Source organism: Lachnospira multipara ATCC 19207 (assembly GCF_000424105.1).
Lineage (GTDB): Bacteria > Bacillota > Clostridia > Lachnospirales > Lachnospiraceae > Lachnospira > Lachnospira multipara.
Window position 1 is genome coordinate 19,833 of record NZ_AUJG01000007.1, and the last position, 14,148, is coordinate 33,980.

General features: G+C 35.6%; 15 protein-coding genes. All 15 read right to left on the bottom strand.

From position 1 onward, the window contains the following. Nucleotides 1–15 precede the first annotated feature (15 nt). On the bottom strand, nucleotides 16–501 hold the full coding sequence (locus G600_RS0107170; RefSeq protein ID WP_027431332.1) for a chemotaxis protein CheD: 486 nt from the start codon (nucleotides 499–501) through the stop codon (nucleotides 16–18). 89 nt (nucleotides 502–590) lie between these two features. Next, nucleotides 591–1,214 carry a chemotaxis protein CheC gene (locus G600_RS0107175; RefSeq protein WP_027431333.1) on the bottom strand — a complete coding sequence of 208 codons (624 nt, stop codon included), beginning with the start codon at nucleotides 1,212–1,214 and terminating at the stop codon, nucleotides 591–593. Nucleotides 1,215–1,230: 16 nt separating this feature from the next. Further along, complete coding sequence (locus tag G600_RS0107180) at nucleotides 1,231–1,710, bottom strand: chemotaxis protein CheW (RefSeq protein ID WP_330361992.1); 480 nt, start codon at nucleotides 1,708–1,710, stop codon at nucleotides 1,231–1,233. A 12-nt stretch (nucleotides 1,711–1,722) separates the two neighbouring features. Then, nucleotides 1,723–3,834 (bottom strand): chemotaxis protein CheA, encoded by a 2,112-nt coding sequence (locus G600_RS0107185; RefSeq protein WP_027431335.1) that lies wholly within the window; start codon nucleotides 3,832–3,834, stop codon nucleotides 1,723–1,725. Next, nucleotides 3,835–5,019, bottom strand: a complete 1,185-nt coding sequence (cheB, locus tag G600_RS0107190) for a chemotaxis-specific protein-glutamate methyltransferase CheB (RefSeq protein WP_027431336.1) — start codon at nucleotides 5,017–5,019, stop codon at nucleotides 3,835–3,837. Nucleotides 5,020–5,021: 2 nt separating this feature from the next. Then, nucleotides 5,022–5,747 carry a flagellar brake protein gene (locus G600_RS0107195; protein ID WP_027431337.1) on the bottom strand — a complete coding sequence of 242 codons (726 nt, stop codon included), beginning with the start codon at nucleotides 5,745–5,747 and terminating at the stop codon, nucleotides 5,022–5,024. 45 nt (nucleotides 5,748–5,792) lie between these two features. Then, entirely contained in the window at nucleotides 5,793–6,671 is an 879-nt protein-coding gene (locus G600_RS0107200; protein WP_027431338.1) for a MinD/ParA family protein, read from the bottom strand. After that, nucleotides 6,671–8,065 (bottom strand): flagellar biosynthesis protein FlhF, encoded by a 1,395-nt coding sequence (gene flhF / locus G600_RS0107205; RefSeq protein WP_027431339.1) that lies wholly within the window; start codon nucleotides 8,063–8,065, stop codon nucleotides 6,671–6,673. The genes G600_RS0107200 and flhF overlap by 1 nt, the downstream gene beginning before the upstream one ends. After that, a complete protein-coding gene (gene flhA / locus G600_RS0107210; protein ID WP_034245903.1) occupies nucleotides 8,066–10,111 on the bottom strand; it encodes a flagellar biosynthesis protein FlhA in 2,046 nt (681 codons plus the stop codon). It abuts the gene before it with no gap. Between the two features lie 79 nt (nucleotides 10,112–10,190). Then, nucleotides 10,191–11,357: a flagellar biosynthesis protein FlhB gene (gene flhB, locus G600_RS0107215; protein WP_051195414.1), complete on the bottom strand. Its 1,167-nt coding sequence runs from the start codon at nucleotides 11,355–11,357 to the stop codon at nucleotides 10,191–10,193. Nucleotides 11,358–11,368: 11 nt separating this feature from the next. Continuing rightward, nucleotides 11,369–12,145, bottom strand: coding sequence for a flagellar biosynthetic protein FliR (gene fliR, locus G600_RS0107220; RefSeq protein ID WP_027431342.1), 777 nt, complete (start codon nucleotides 12,143–12,145; stop codon nucleotides 11,369–11,371). Between the two features lie 23 nt (nucleotides 12,146–12,168). Next, nucleotides 12,169–12,438, bottom strand: coding sequence for a flagellar biosynthesis protein FliQ (fliQ, locus tag G600_RS0107225; RefSeq protein WP_027431343.1), 270 nt, complete (start codon nucleotides 12,436–12,438; stop codon nucleotides 12,169–12,171). Nucleotides 12,439–12,533: 95 nt separating this feature from the next. After that, nucleotides 12,534–13,334 carry a flagellar type III secretion system pore protein FliP gene (gene fliP, locus G600_RS0107230; RefSeq protein WP_051195415.1) on the bottom strand — a complete coding sequence of 267 codons (801 nt, stop codon included), beginning with the start codon at nucleotides 13,332–13,334 and terminating at the stop codon, nucleotides 12,534–12,536. Between the two features lie 17 nt (nucleotides 13,335–13,351). Beyond that, entirely contained in the window at nucleotides 13,352–13,729 is a 378-nt protein-coding gene (locus tag G600_RS0107235; RefSeq protein ID WP_027431345.1) for a flagellar biosynthetic protein FliO, read from the bottom strand. Further along, nucleotides 13,730–14,092: a response regulator gene (locus tag G600_RS0107240; protein ID WP_027431346.1), complete on the bottom strand. Its 363-nt coding sequence runs from the start codon at nucleotides 14,090–14,092 to the stop codon at nucleotides 13,730–13,732. Nucleotides 14,093–14,148: the final 56 nt, after the last annotated feature.

The following is a 14,148-nucleotide window of genomic DNA, read 5'->3' on the forward strand; positions in this document are numbered from 1 at the left end:
CACCTCTAAACTAGCCTAAATTAACTTTTCTGGTTTACCCACAGCCTTTATCTTATACTTTCCTGTTTCTGAATAAAATTCTACTGTTCTACCAAAATTTAATCCTGTGTCTTCTGCTAGTAATTTAATACGCATCTCCGATAACTTCATCTTGACTGCCATTACATTTCTTTGGCCTACCTTTAAGTTTTCGTTATTGGTATTAGTTGAAAACATCTGGGCACCTCCGGCTATCTTTGCAACTAATCTTGTCTTATTAGCTCCTAGTTTCTCCATTTGATTAACTAATTCAACCAAACCGGTATCCGCATATTTTGCAACATTTGATGCATTTTTAAATTGTTTACTATCTGGTAACATGCAATGCAGAAGGCCACTAACCTTAGTTACCGGATCGTATAGGGCCACACCTACACATGAGCCAAGGCCAAGGGTAGTCAAAACTTCTGGGCTTTTACAAGCTTTTAAATCGCCCATTCCGACCTTAATCATACTGTTTATATTCATAGTCAATCCTTATACACTACTCAAATTCAATCCAAATGCCCATAGTAATCCTAAACTACTAATGGACATTTGGATTAAAAAACTCACATACCAAGAGCTGATAAAATTTTGTCATAAGATTCTAACTCTGGAATTAACATAAAGTATCCATTTACATAACCCTCTTCTCCAAACTGAGATTGGATTAATAGAAGCTTATCTCCATATTTACCAAATTCTGAGGCAGGTACCGACATTAAAGCTCCAATCATATCAACTGTAAGGGAAGGAACGCTTGCCTGAACCTTTAAATTAGTAAGACTTGCAAGGGCTGTTAAATAAGAGCCGGATACAATATTACCAATTTCACTAATTGCAGACATTTCCATCTCTGTAAAATCTGTTGCATAATCATCTACCACGTCTTCCTGCATCATAAGTTTATTAACTAGATGATGAGCCGATTTTGTATCAAAAAGAAACATCATCATTCCGTTAATTTCACCCCCCATGTCTAGTAATATACCCACTACTATTTGGTCTTCAGAACCAATCAACTGGGATATATCCTTAAAGGGCAAGAGAGCTACTTTAGGAACTGACATATCCATTTTCATCTGTAACATCTTTGCAAGGGCAGTTGTTGCATTGCCTGCGCCAATATTACCGATTTCTTTTAATATATCAAATTGCATATCACTAAGTTCTTCTAAATTTATCTTGGACATGATACCACCATTCTAGCTACTTCTCACTAGCCTCCACAATTAAACCAACAATATCTAGTAAGGAAATTAACTCACCATTACTCTTACCAATGCTCTCAATGTAATTTGCAGCAGCATCAGAATTATTGGCCTTATTAACCTTTTCTATACTGTCATTATCAAGTGTTACTACTTCCTTAACCTGATCTACAATTACACCAATTGTAGCGCCATCTACCTTTACAATGATAAAACGTGTCTTATCTGTAAATTCGTCTGGCTCAAGGCCAAGCTTAATTCTTACACTCATTACAGGAATAATCTCACCACGAAGGTTAATTACGCCCTTATAATATGTCTGAGTCTTTGGAACTCTTGTAATTGGTTCGCTTCTTACGATGTTGTCAATATAATTAATATTGATACCATACTGTTCGCTACCAATTTTTACTACAATATACTGCACGGAAGTTGTACTCTCCATGCTCTTATCTTCAATAGCATTAACATTATCCACAGCCGTTACCCCCTATACTAATGTATTAGCATCAATAATTAATGCTACAGAACCATCACCAAGGATTGTTGCACCACTAATCATCTTATTAATGCTGATATACTTACCAAGTGATTTAATAACGATTTCCATCTGTCCAATTAAGCTATCTACTACAAGTCCTGCAAGCTTATCACCCTTACGTACAATTACAACTACGATTGTATCTGACTCTTCAGGTTCACCTGGAACATCAAGAAGTTCTCTTAATCTAATTAAAGGAATAACTGATCCTCTTAAATGGATCACTTCCTTGGCATGTACATACTTAATTTCACTGATTGCAATATCTTCAATGGTTTCAATAGAACCAAGGGAAATAGCATATTTTTCTTCGCCAAGCTTTACCATTAAAGCCTGAATAATAGCAAGAGTAAGTGGAAGTCTAATGCTAAATGTTGAACCCTGACCATAAACTGTCTTAACCTCAACATCACCACCTAAGGCTTCAATCTTTGACTTAACTACATCAAGACCTACACCTCTACCAGATACATCTGTGATTTTTTCTGCTGTAGAGAAGGATGGTCTAAAGAGTAAGTCAACAGCTTCTTTTTCTGTCATTGAATCAGCCTGTTCCTGAGTGATTGCACCCTTTTCAACAGCCTTAGCCTTAACTCTTTCTGTATCAATACCATTACCATCATCCTTAACTTCAATAACTACGTTATTACCTTCCTGGAAGGCGTTAAGAGCGATAGTACCTACCTCTGGCTTACCTCTTTCAATACGAACATCTGTAGGTTCAAGCCCGTGATCGGCAGAGTTTCTAATCATATGCATGATTGGATCGCCGATTTCATCAATTACAGTACGGTCAAGTTCTGTATCTTCACCAGTGATATATAATTCCATCTTCTTATCAAGCTTCTTTGATAAGTCTCGAACCATTCGAGGGAATTTAGAAATAACACTTTCAATAGGCATCATTCGAACCTTCATAACTGACTCATGAAGATTTGTTGTAACTCTCTCTAAATATTCGATCTGCTCTGTAAAGTTAGCTGACTTAATGCCACCATTTTCTCCATCATTACTAGCTGAAACTAAACCGTTCTTTGCAATAATAAGCTCGGATACTAAGTTCATTAATACATCCAACTTTTCAATATCTACTCTAACTGTATGAGAAACAGCCTTGCCACCACCCTTTGCAGGTTCTTTTGCTGCTGGCTTTTTCTCTTCCTTTGAAGCTGGCTTTGTTTCCTTTGTCGCAGGTTTCTTCTCTTCCTTTGGCTTCTCCTCTGGCTTTTCTTCTTCCTCATCAAGCTTATCTGTTACCTGAATTGGAGTTGCATCCTTAATTTCAGAAACGCTCTTAATGATGCTTACAATAGAATCGATTTCCTCTTCTGTTGTAATAAGAAGTCTAAATTCAAATTCAAATCTCTCATCTTCAATATCCTGAGTAGTAGGTTCTGACTTAATAACTTCACAGTGGCCCTCTAAGTTTTTAAACACTAAGAAGGCTCTAGCTGCCTTAAGTACACAGCTCTCTTCAACCTCTACCTTAATATTAAAGACGCTAATATTCTTTTCAAGAGCTTCATTTACTGCTGACCTTTCAAAGTCTGCTAGTGTTAAGCCTTCAAGCTGATTATTATCTGATTTAGCCGCCTTAGCTTCTTCCTGCTTTGGCTCTTCCTTTGCTTCCTCAGCCTTTGTCTCTTCCTTTTTAGCTTCTTTCTTTCCGTCACCACCAATTCCTTCAATGAAGGCATTTAAAGCCTTAATGATATCTTCGTTATCCTCTGTACCTTCATCCTGGTTATTACGAATATTATCAACATAGCTTTCAAGTGCATCCATACACTGGAATAAAACGTCACACATATCAGATGTAACACTGATATTGCCATTACGAACCTCAGAGAATACATTTTCCATATCATGAGTTAAGTTCTGCATTCTCTTATAACCCATTGTACCTGCCATACCCTTAAGAGAGTGAGCAGCACGGAAAATTTCATTAATAGTATCCTGATTGTCTGGTTCCTTCTCGAGGACCATTACGCCGTCTGAAATAGACTGTAAATGTTCACTTGATTCATCAATAAATATCTCTAAATACTGGCTTACATCCATTTAAGATACCCCCACGTTCTTAGTTATTGCTTCAGCTACCTTATTAAGAGGTACAACCTCGTTAACTAAACCTGTTGAAGCTAGTGCTTTTGGCATGCCATAAACTACGCAAGATTGTTCATCCTGTGCGATGACATGTATGTTCTTATGGCTGGCTGCTAGGCCCTTTATGCCATTGGTTCCATCAGCTCCCATTCCCGTTAACACTACGCAAGTTATCTCATCAAAATTAGAATTTTGAAGGGAATCATACATTACATTGGCGCATGGTCTAAGTCCATCTATAGCAGGTGCTTCGTTAAGTCTAATAACGTAGCTTGCACCTTCCTTCATAACCTTAATGTGCTTACCACCAGGGGCAATATAGACATTACCTTTAGTAATGACATCACCGTCTGCTGCCTCTTTTACATTAAGCTCGCTCATTTCGTTAAGTCTTGCTGCAAGGCTTGCTGTAAATCCTGCTGGCATGTGCTGAACTAAAACCATTGGTGCGTCCAAATTCTTTGGAAGCATTGGTATTACAGATTGTAATGATTTAGGTCCACCTGTTGAGCAGGCTAGAGCAATTAACTTACTCTTGCCCTTTTTAATACCTGAATACTGAGAAGGAGTTACCCTACTAGCTTTAAAGGTATTGTCTTCTCTAGATCTTTGAAAGCTAGAAGTAGGTCTATCTTTTGATGACAATCCCACTTTTGTATCTTTATTATCTCTAGTATTAGTATTGCTTGAAGGTGAAAAAGATGCGCCTCTTGCCACTCTTTGAAGGGATGCCCTTGTATTAGTAGCAACATCTAGCATCTCATGAATTTTTTTCTTAAATATTTCGCTTTTAGTTTCAAGATAATTCTCTGGCTTTGTAACAAAATCAAAGGCTCCATATTCTAGGGCTTGTATAGTTTCCTTAGCACCTTCCTTTGCGACTGTACTAACAACTATAACCGTCTGATCAATACGGTTTTGCTGAAGCTTCTTTAGTAGTTCAATACCATTCATCTTCGGCATATTAATATCTAGAATTACTGCACTATACAAGTTAGGATTTGAAACAATTTTATCAAAACCTTCCAAGCCATCTCTAGCTAAATCCGCGACTTCGTACTCATTACTTTCGTTTATTATATCAGATATTACCCTTCTCATGAGTGCAGAGTCATCAATAATCAAAATTTTTTTAGCCATGACTATCCCCTTTCCTTATTACGAAGTTGCCTTTGTTGTTCAAAAATGTACTTTACTATCTCGCTTCTCTCATTATCAGCAATTCGCTTAAATTCTATTCTAGTATCGTATATATCACTAACATTAGGACTTTCAAGGGACATTACTATCTTTCCTGCCACATTAAACTGCTTTAATTTCCCTGAAATAAATAGTTGAAAATTAAGCATTATAAAACTTCCAGTATTTAATTGTTCTTGAGTAAACACTCTTACTCCACCGCCACTTATATCTACTATTATAGCCTTAACGGGGTTTGCTTGCAAGTTATTAGGTAATTTTGAATGTCTTAAAAAATACTGGGTTTCCTCTTCATTAAAGAGGCTATATTGCACCTCAATTGTGCATTCAAGTCTATAATATTCACGTCGTTGAAATTTTTCTGGATTTGATAATAATTTTAGATTAACTGTATAGATATTTCTTTCTTTTGCTCTTCTTGTAATGCTAACTGCTGCCTTATAGATGCCTTTACTTGTATAAAAGAAAGCATCATATTCAGAGTTGACTTCAAGTGGGATTATTCTGCCCTCAAAAATAGGCATAGCACAAACTAACTCATCCTCATCCTCCTCAGAGTAATCAAGCACCTGACTTATGTAGCTTCTCTTTGATTGTGGGGACAAACTAAACCTATCCATTCTTTTTTGTAATTCGATTTTTGTTCCAAGTACAATATTATCAAGCATACACTCACCTCCAGTTCTCCTCTTAAAAGCTAAGGCAAATAGAACTTATAACATCTTAGCAAATACATTTTTTAGATATCCTCTTATGCCCCTTTTAGCTACAGGGATTTCATCTTTTGAGTCAATTATCTTTTTAGTTATATTTTCAAAAGCCTTAGTCGCTGGGGAATTAGGATAAATAATAGACACAGGATTTTGCTTCATAACTGCCTTAGTTACGTTATTATCCTGTGGTATTAAACCTAAATATTCCACATCAATATCTAAGAACTTAGAAACTACTAAATTAAGCTTTTCGTATAAAAGCTCCCCTTCCTTTTCAGATTCCACGCGGTTTGCAATCATCTTAATCTTACAGTTTTCATTGCTAAAGAGCGGATGCATACTTAAAGATTTAAGTAGTGCATAGGAATCAGTAATAGAGGTAGGTTCAGGGGTTGTAACAATAATGGTCTCTGGGCTTGCCACTAAAAACTCCATAACAGAATCTGCAATACCAGCCCCTGTATCAATAATTATTACATCGCATAGACTTTCAAGCTCGCTCATTTTATTAACTAGGCGCTTAATCTGCTCACTGTCAAGATTTACGAGCTTAGCAATACCAGACCCACCAGATATAAAACCTATATCAAGAGGCCCCTTTGTTATAATTTCCTTTATATCCTTGCCCTTATATAAAATGTCACTAAGGTTATACCTTGGTATAACCCCAAACATTACCTCGATATTAGCAAGGCCAAAATCGGCATCTAGAATAATAACCTTCTTCCCCATATTTACTAGCTGGATGGCAAGATTAATAGAGACATTGCTCTTGCCTACACCACCCTTACCACTAGTTACGGCTATTACTCTAGCATTTGCCTGATAGTTTTGATTTTGAAATTTTATTATATTGCGTAAAGTCTGGGCTTGATCCATTATGTGTTACCTCCCAATAGCTGTTTAGCAATAAATTGCTCATTGATAAGCTCAATATCATTAGGAACATTTTGTCCTGATGTTGTGTAAGATAAAGGGGCATTTGTAAGCATTTTCACATTAATAATATTGCCTAGAGAACAAGTTTCATCTAGCTTTGTAAAAATGATTTTCCAGCCCTTTATGTCATCATATTTCTTAGCAATATTAACTAAGTCCTTATACTTTGTTGTAACGCTAAGAGTTAAGTAAATATCTAGGTCATAGTCTTCCTTATAATCCGTTGCTACCTCAAGTAAGCGTTTTAACTCTTCCATCTGTTCTTCAGACTTATGAGATCTACCTGCAGTATCCACTAAGACTAAGTCGTAGTTTTTAAAGCTTTCAAGGCTTTCCCTTAACTCCTCTGGTCCATAGACTACATCCACAGGGCAGTCAATAATTGAAGCATAGGTATTTAGCTGCTCTACCGCTGCAATTCTATAGGTATCTGAAGTTATAAAAGCAACCTTTGCGTATTTTTCAAGCTTAAACTTAGATGCAATCTTAGCAATAGTTGTAGTTTTTCCAACTCCTGTAGGTCCAATAAAGAAGGCAAGCTTTGGCTTTGAATTAAGTTTAACCGGACTAGCCTCCCCAAGCTTAAGTATGATTTTTTGATAAACTGCAGAAAGAATGCTATCAATGTCAGAATCCTTTTGCATAGATAAGGCAATCTCTCCTAGAATTTCATCTACATACTTTTCATCCACTTCGCTATCTACTAGCTTTTTATGGATTAGCTTTAAAAATGTATCATTAGAGGAGTTTTCCTTAGGACTTGTTTTTGTTAGTTCTGCCTCTAATGTCTTAGCTTCTGTCTTATTTTCTGTCTTAGTTTCTGTCTTCGCTTCTAGCTTAGCTTCTGTTTTAGCTTCTGTTTTAGCTTCTAGCTTAGTATTCTTTTTTACTTCCTCATCCTCATAAATAATATCAGGATTTCTATAGATTTCGCTTTTTCTATTCTTAGAATCAAAGCGATTGTCTTGTCTTAGTTTCTGATTATTAGCACTAGATTCCTTCATAAGTTTTTGAAGAGCATCTAGTCTTTCCTCGATTCTTTTTGGATCATTTAAATCAATGTCCTCATCAGCTCTTAAATCAAGAGAAGCATTGTCATTAGATTTTTTAGGATCAACCGTCTTCATTTCTGGTTTTCTTGTGTTTACATTTTTTATAAATTCCTTCTCTTCAAGAGCCGCAGTAATCTCCACCTGGTCCTTTTTGAAAATTCTAAAAAGTCCTCTGGCCTTTAAAAACTTAATATTTAGGACCACAGCATTGGCCCCAAGCTCCTCCTTAGCTTTTTTCATTGCCTCATTTTCTGTTGGCGCTTGAAATTTCTTAACTATCATTTACGCTGTCACCATCCCCACTGATTGTAATTCTACGTTGGATTCCACTTCATTATAGGAAATCACTATTATGTCCTTATAGTAGTCAACTGCAAGCTTTTTAAAATATAATCTCACAATTGGTGAAGTGATAACTATTGGATTTTTTCCCATATCCTCTAATTTCTTTAACTCACTTCCTGTAGAAGCCATAATCTTTTTAGTTCTCTCAGGATCAAGAGAAAGATATGACCCCTGCTCGGTATTCTTAACAGAGCTCATAATTTCCTGCTCAATATTTGGATCAAGAGTAACTACACTTGTAGTTTCATTTGATGGGAAATACTTGCCTGAAATTGCTCTCTTTAAACTTTGTCTTACATATTCTGTTAATATATCTGTATCTCTTGTTACAGATGCATGATCTGCTAGAGTTTCAAAAATAGTAACTAAATCCCTAATAGAGATACCCTCTGATAAAAGATTTTGTAAAACCTTTTGGATTTCACCAATACCAAGTAGCTTTGGCACTAATTCATCTATTAATGCCTGATTATTGTCCTTAATGTTATTAATAAGATTAGATACATCCTGTCTTGTAAGAAGCTCAGATATATGCTGTCTTATAATTTCTGTAAGATGAGTAGCTATAATTGAAGGTGGGTCTACTACAGTGTAGCCAAGGGATTCTGCTCTTTCTCTCTGACTTTCAGTAATCCAAATAGCTGGTAGATGGAAGGATGGTTCAAAGGTTGGTATACCTGTGATTTCCTCTTCTACATAGCCTGGATTCATAGCCATATAATGATCAAATAAAATCTCACCATCTGAAACCTGAATACCCTTAATCTTAATTATATACTGATTAGGATTTAACTGAATATTATCCCTAAGTCTAATAATTGGAACAACGGCACCTAGTTCTAGGGCCACCTGTCGTCTAATCATTACAACTCTATCAAGTAAATCACCACCTTGATTTACATCAGCAAGGGGAATAATTCCATAACCAAATTCCAATTCAATAGGATCTACATTTAGTAAATTCACCACATTTTCTGGTTTTCGAATTTCTTGGGCTTCTGCCTCACTTTCCTCTACTTCCTCTTCTATTGCCTCTACTCCAGTTCTCTTCTTTAATCTTCTGCCAACTACAATTAATGCTATTCCCAAAGGAATATAGATATAATTTGGTAGAGGTGTAAAAAGGCCCATAACCACAAGGGCTGCACCAACCATCATTAATACCTTATCAATTGAAAATAATTGACCGACGATTTCATCACCAAGCTCGCCATCAGAACTTGCCTTAGTTACCAAAATACCAGTTGCCAAAGAAATAAGAAGGGATGGAATCTGTGAACTTAAACCATCACCAATAGTAAGGATTGTATACTTATTTAGGGCCTCATTTACTGTTAGACCACTGTAGAGCATACCCATTACAATACCACCAACTAAGTTGATACCTGTAATAATAAGGCCTGCGGTTGCATCACCCTTTACATACTTAGTAGCACCATCCATAGAACCAAAGAAAGCATTCTCTTGCTGTAATTTCTTTCTCTTCTCTGCTGCCTCTTTATCTGTAATAGCACCTGTATTAAGGTCTGAATCAATAGCCATCTGCTTACCAGCCATAGCATCAAGAGTGAATCTTGCTGTTACTTCTGCTACTCTTTCAGAACCCTTATTAATAACTATGAACTGAATGATAATGATAATTATGAAAATGATAATACCAATTACTAAGTTACCGCCACCAACGAATTGACCGAAAGTAAGAACGACCTTACCTGCATCACCATCTCTTAAAATCAGCTTAGTTGATGATACATTTAAGCCAATTCTAAAGATTGTTGTGAAAAGCAAAATTGTTGGATAAGAGGCCATATCAAGTACTTCCTTAGCAAAAAGAGCATTAAAAAGTACAATTAAGGCAACACTTAAATTAAAGGCTAGTAAAAAATCTAGCAACCATGAAGGGATGGAAATAATAAAGAACATAACTGCAGAAAGTAGGTAAATTCCTACAAACAAATCTGTCTTTTTTAGACTGATTTTCATATTCCTATTCCCCCTTTCATGAATAACACCTTAGCAAAATGGTAATTTTATTACATAAAATATTATTCATTCATTAAAATTATACCATAGTGCTAGTTAAGTTTCTATTCTTTGTTTTCATTACTGCTGCAAGAATTTCAGCAACTGCCACATATAATTCAGGAGGTATTTCCTCACCGATTTCAATATTGTGATAAAGAATTCTTGCAAGTGGTTTGTTCTCTACAATTTCAATGTTATATTCTTTTGCTTTATCTTTAATCTGAAAAGCAAGATAATCTGCACCCTTTGCAATAACTATAGGAGCTTTTCCAGATTCAGGATCGTATTTAAGGGCTACTGCAAAGTGAGTTGGGTTTGTAATAACTACATCTGCCTCAGGTAATTGCTGCATCATTCTACGTCTAGAAATATCATTCATTCTTCTTCTAATCATGCCCTTAACCTGTGGATCACCTTCAGAATCCTTATACTCATCCTTAATTTCTTGCTTTGTCATCATATTGTCGTTTTTAAATTTATGTCTTTGGTAAATTAAATCCACAACGCCAATTATTAGAAAAACTAGGCTAACCCTAATTCCTAAATCAATAATTATCTGACCGGTTCTTACAATGGCCGTATAAAGAGACACATCATAAAAGGAATATATGACATAAACCTGCTTTTTTACCATTGACCATACAACAATCGCTAAAATTGTCATCATGGCAATAGCCTTAATAAGTTCAAAAACCTGCTTAAAGGAAAACATTCTCTTAAAGCCATTTAGCGGGCTTATTTTACTAGCCTTAGGCTTTAGTGGTTTAGCAGTTACCATCCAGCTTTGCTGCAAGGCATTTCCTAAAATTGCTATAACTACACCAACAATTAAAACCGGTGCAATAATGGTAATAATCATCATGCCAACATTTTTTAAAATATCCATAGCCATCTCTGATTCAAGTCCAAAGCCACTAGTACTAGTCACTGTTTCAAAGTAGGAATAAATTTCATTGAAAGCCTTTAAAAAGCCATTTCCAATGCCTGCCACATAAATTTTTAAAAGAATGAAAATGGAGAGCAGGGACACTGCTGTAATTATTTCCTTACTTTTTGCTACCTGACCTTCTTTTCTTACATCCTTTAACTTTTTATTAGTTGCAGGCTCTGTCTTTTCACCACCAGGTCCATCTTGTGCAAAGAACTGAAGGTTTAGTTTTATTGCTAGTTTATATTCATTTATATTAAGAGATACATTTTCCATAAAAAATCCCCCTAATACATGCTCTTTACAAGTTTGGCAAGGATGGTCTTTATCTCAGTTTGAAGGAAGTTTGCAATGGAAGGTAGCATAGAGATGGTAACTAGAATTACAAAGATACCTACAAAAATCTTAAGCTGCATACCTACAACAAACATGTTCATCTGAGGCGACACCTTTGCAAGAATTGCCAAAACGCAATTTAGTAAAAGAGTTGCTGCAAATACTGGCAGGGCAATTCTAAAGCCGATGATAAAATAGTCAGACATAAAGTCTAGAACTATATCAAAGATGCTTGCCTTAAATATAGCTCCCCCTAGAGGAATTACTTTAAAGGTCTCTACTATTGCCCCAATTAGGTATCTGTGAAGGCCTGAAATTACTAGAATAAGCATAATTAGATAATAATAAAAATTTCCCATAATACCGGTTTGCATTCTAGTAGTCGGGTCGTATAGCTGGGCCATAGATAGACCTATATCCATATCTATAGTTTTTCCTGCAAAGTAAATAATTTGCACACTCATAAGGCTTAGGGCACCTAGTATTAGTCCCACTAAAACTTCTCTTAATACAAGTATTGAATAGCCAAGCATGCTGTTATACTCAATGGATAAACTAGGGTTTGCAGCATAAACTATCATGCTAATAAAAAAGGCTAGGCCGATTTTAATTCTGCCTGGTATTCCCTTAGTATTAAAAAAAGGCGCAACATACAAAAATGATGCGAGCCTTATTAAAATCAATATAAAAATTAAAAACTGGTCAATAATAATTGAGTATTCTATCATATTTTAATCCTCTAGACTCTTAATCATCGAATATATGTAGCAAAGTTTCCCCATAGGTTGTTCATAAATTCCACGATTGTTGAAAGAATCCAGTTTCCAAGAATCATAAGAGCCAACATTATTGCTAATAATTTTGGCACGAAAGTAAGAGTCTGTTCCTGAATAGATGTTAATGTCTGGAACAAACTGATAACTAGACCCACTATCATAGATACTAATAATAGCGGAACAGAAGTTTTAACAATTACCCAAATTGTCTGTCTTGCAACTGTTATTACGTCTCCTACTTGCATCCTAAATCCCCCAACAAACCTCAAATCCTTTAGTAATACATTAAAAAATTCAAATCCAAATCTCTTTAGCTAGCTATACTAACTACGATTTCTATCTAAAAGGTCTTTAAAAGGTTTCCAATTATTAAATTCCAGCCATCTGCCATTACAAAGAGCAAAATCTTAAATGGAGCACTAATAGTAGTTGGCGGTAACATCATCATACCCATTGACATAAGGGTTGAAGAAACTACCATATCAATAACAATAAATGGAAGATAAATTAAGAAACCTATAATGAATGCGATTCTTAGTTCGCTAATAATAAAGGCTGGAACTAATACTCGCATTTCAATATCATCTTCAGATTCTATTGAGCCTTCTTCTACACCTGCTGCGCTAAAAAATGTGTCTAGATCCTTTGTAGATACCTGGCTTAACATAAACTTTCTAATAGGCTTTACTCCTATATCATAGGCCTCTTCTAAGGATATCTCATTATTAGAGAGGGGCTCTATGGCATTGGTATATACCTCATTGAAAGTTGGTTGCATAACAAAAAAAGTCAAAAATAAGGACAAACCTATAATTACTTGATTAGGCGGAACAGTCTGTGTTCCAATGGCCGCTCTTGTAAAGTGAAGCACTATTACAATACGGGTAAAAGAAGTCAGCATTATAAGTATTGACGGAGCTAATGCAATAACTGTCAACACTAAGAGCATCTGTAAAACGCTTGCCATATCAGAGCCATCCCCAGCTGAGATATTAACATCAATCAAATTATTAGCGCTAGCTGTTGTCTCCTCTTCTGCTAATACATTTACACTAGCAAAAAGACTAACAAAAATAACTAGACTAGTAATTAGCCAAATTTTACAAATTGCCTTCTTATGCCTCTTCATCCACTGCAACATAAATCATCCCTACCCCATCAATCTTCTGGCTTGTCCTTCTTAAACTTATCTATTATAGCCTTAAAACTTTCGGCGTTCGACTTAGAGATAGATGAATCTGTGTTAAATTGTAAATCTCCCTCATCCACTTCACATAAATAGCTTATGCTATCCTTGCATATAGCAATCGCAAAGCACTTCTTTCCTATCCTCACAATTTGAATATACTTGGTATTAGATACCTTTTGTGTCTCAAGAATTTGTATGTTTCCACGCCCAAGCTTTTCTTTTTGAATATTTCCTACAATTCTTATTGAAAAATAAGTAATTCCTATGACTATTATAAAAATAACTAGTAATGTAACAAACTCAGCGATTTCGTCTAAGCTGTTAGTTAAAATCAAGTTAGTTGTCATTTATCCTACTACTTTCTGCACTGCCTCAATAACTCTATCAGCCTGGAATGGCTTTACGATAAAGTCCTTAGCGCCTGACTGAATTGATTCAATAACCATGGCCTGCTGTCCCATCGCAGAACACATAATTACAGATGCGTTAGGATCTGAAGCCTTAATCTTTTTTAAAGCCTCAATTCCATCCATCTCTGGCATAGTGATATCCATAAGAACAAGATCTGGCTTTAATTCAGCGTACTTTTCAACTGCTTTCGCGCCATTTTCAGCCTCACCAGCAATATTATAACCATTCTTAGTTAGAATATCTTTAATCATCATTCTCATAAATGCCGCGTCATCACAAATTAAAATATTCTTTGCCATACAATATCTCCTATCTGAATTAAATTTTCACAAAATCATTTAACTGTATTATACAC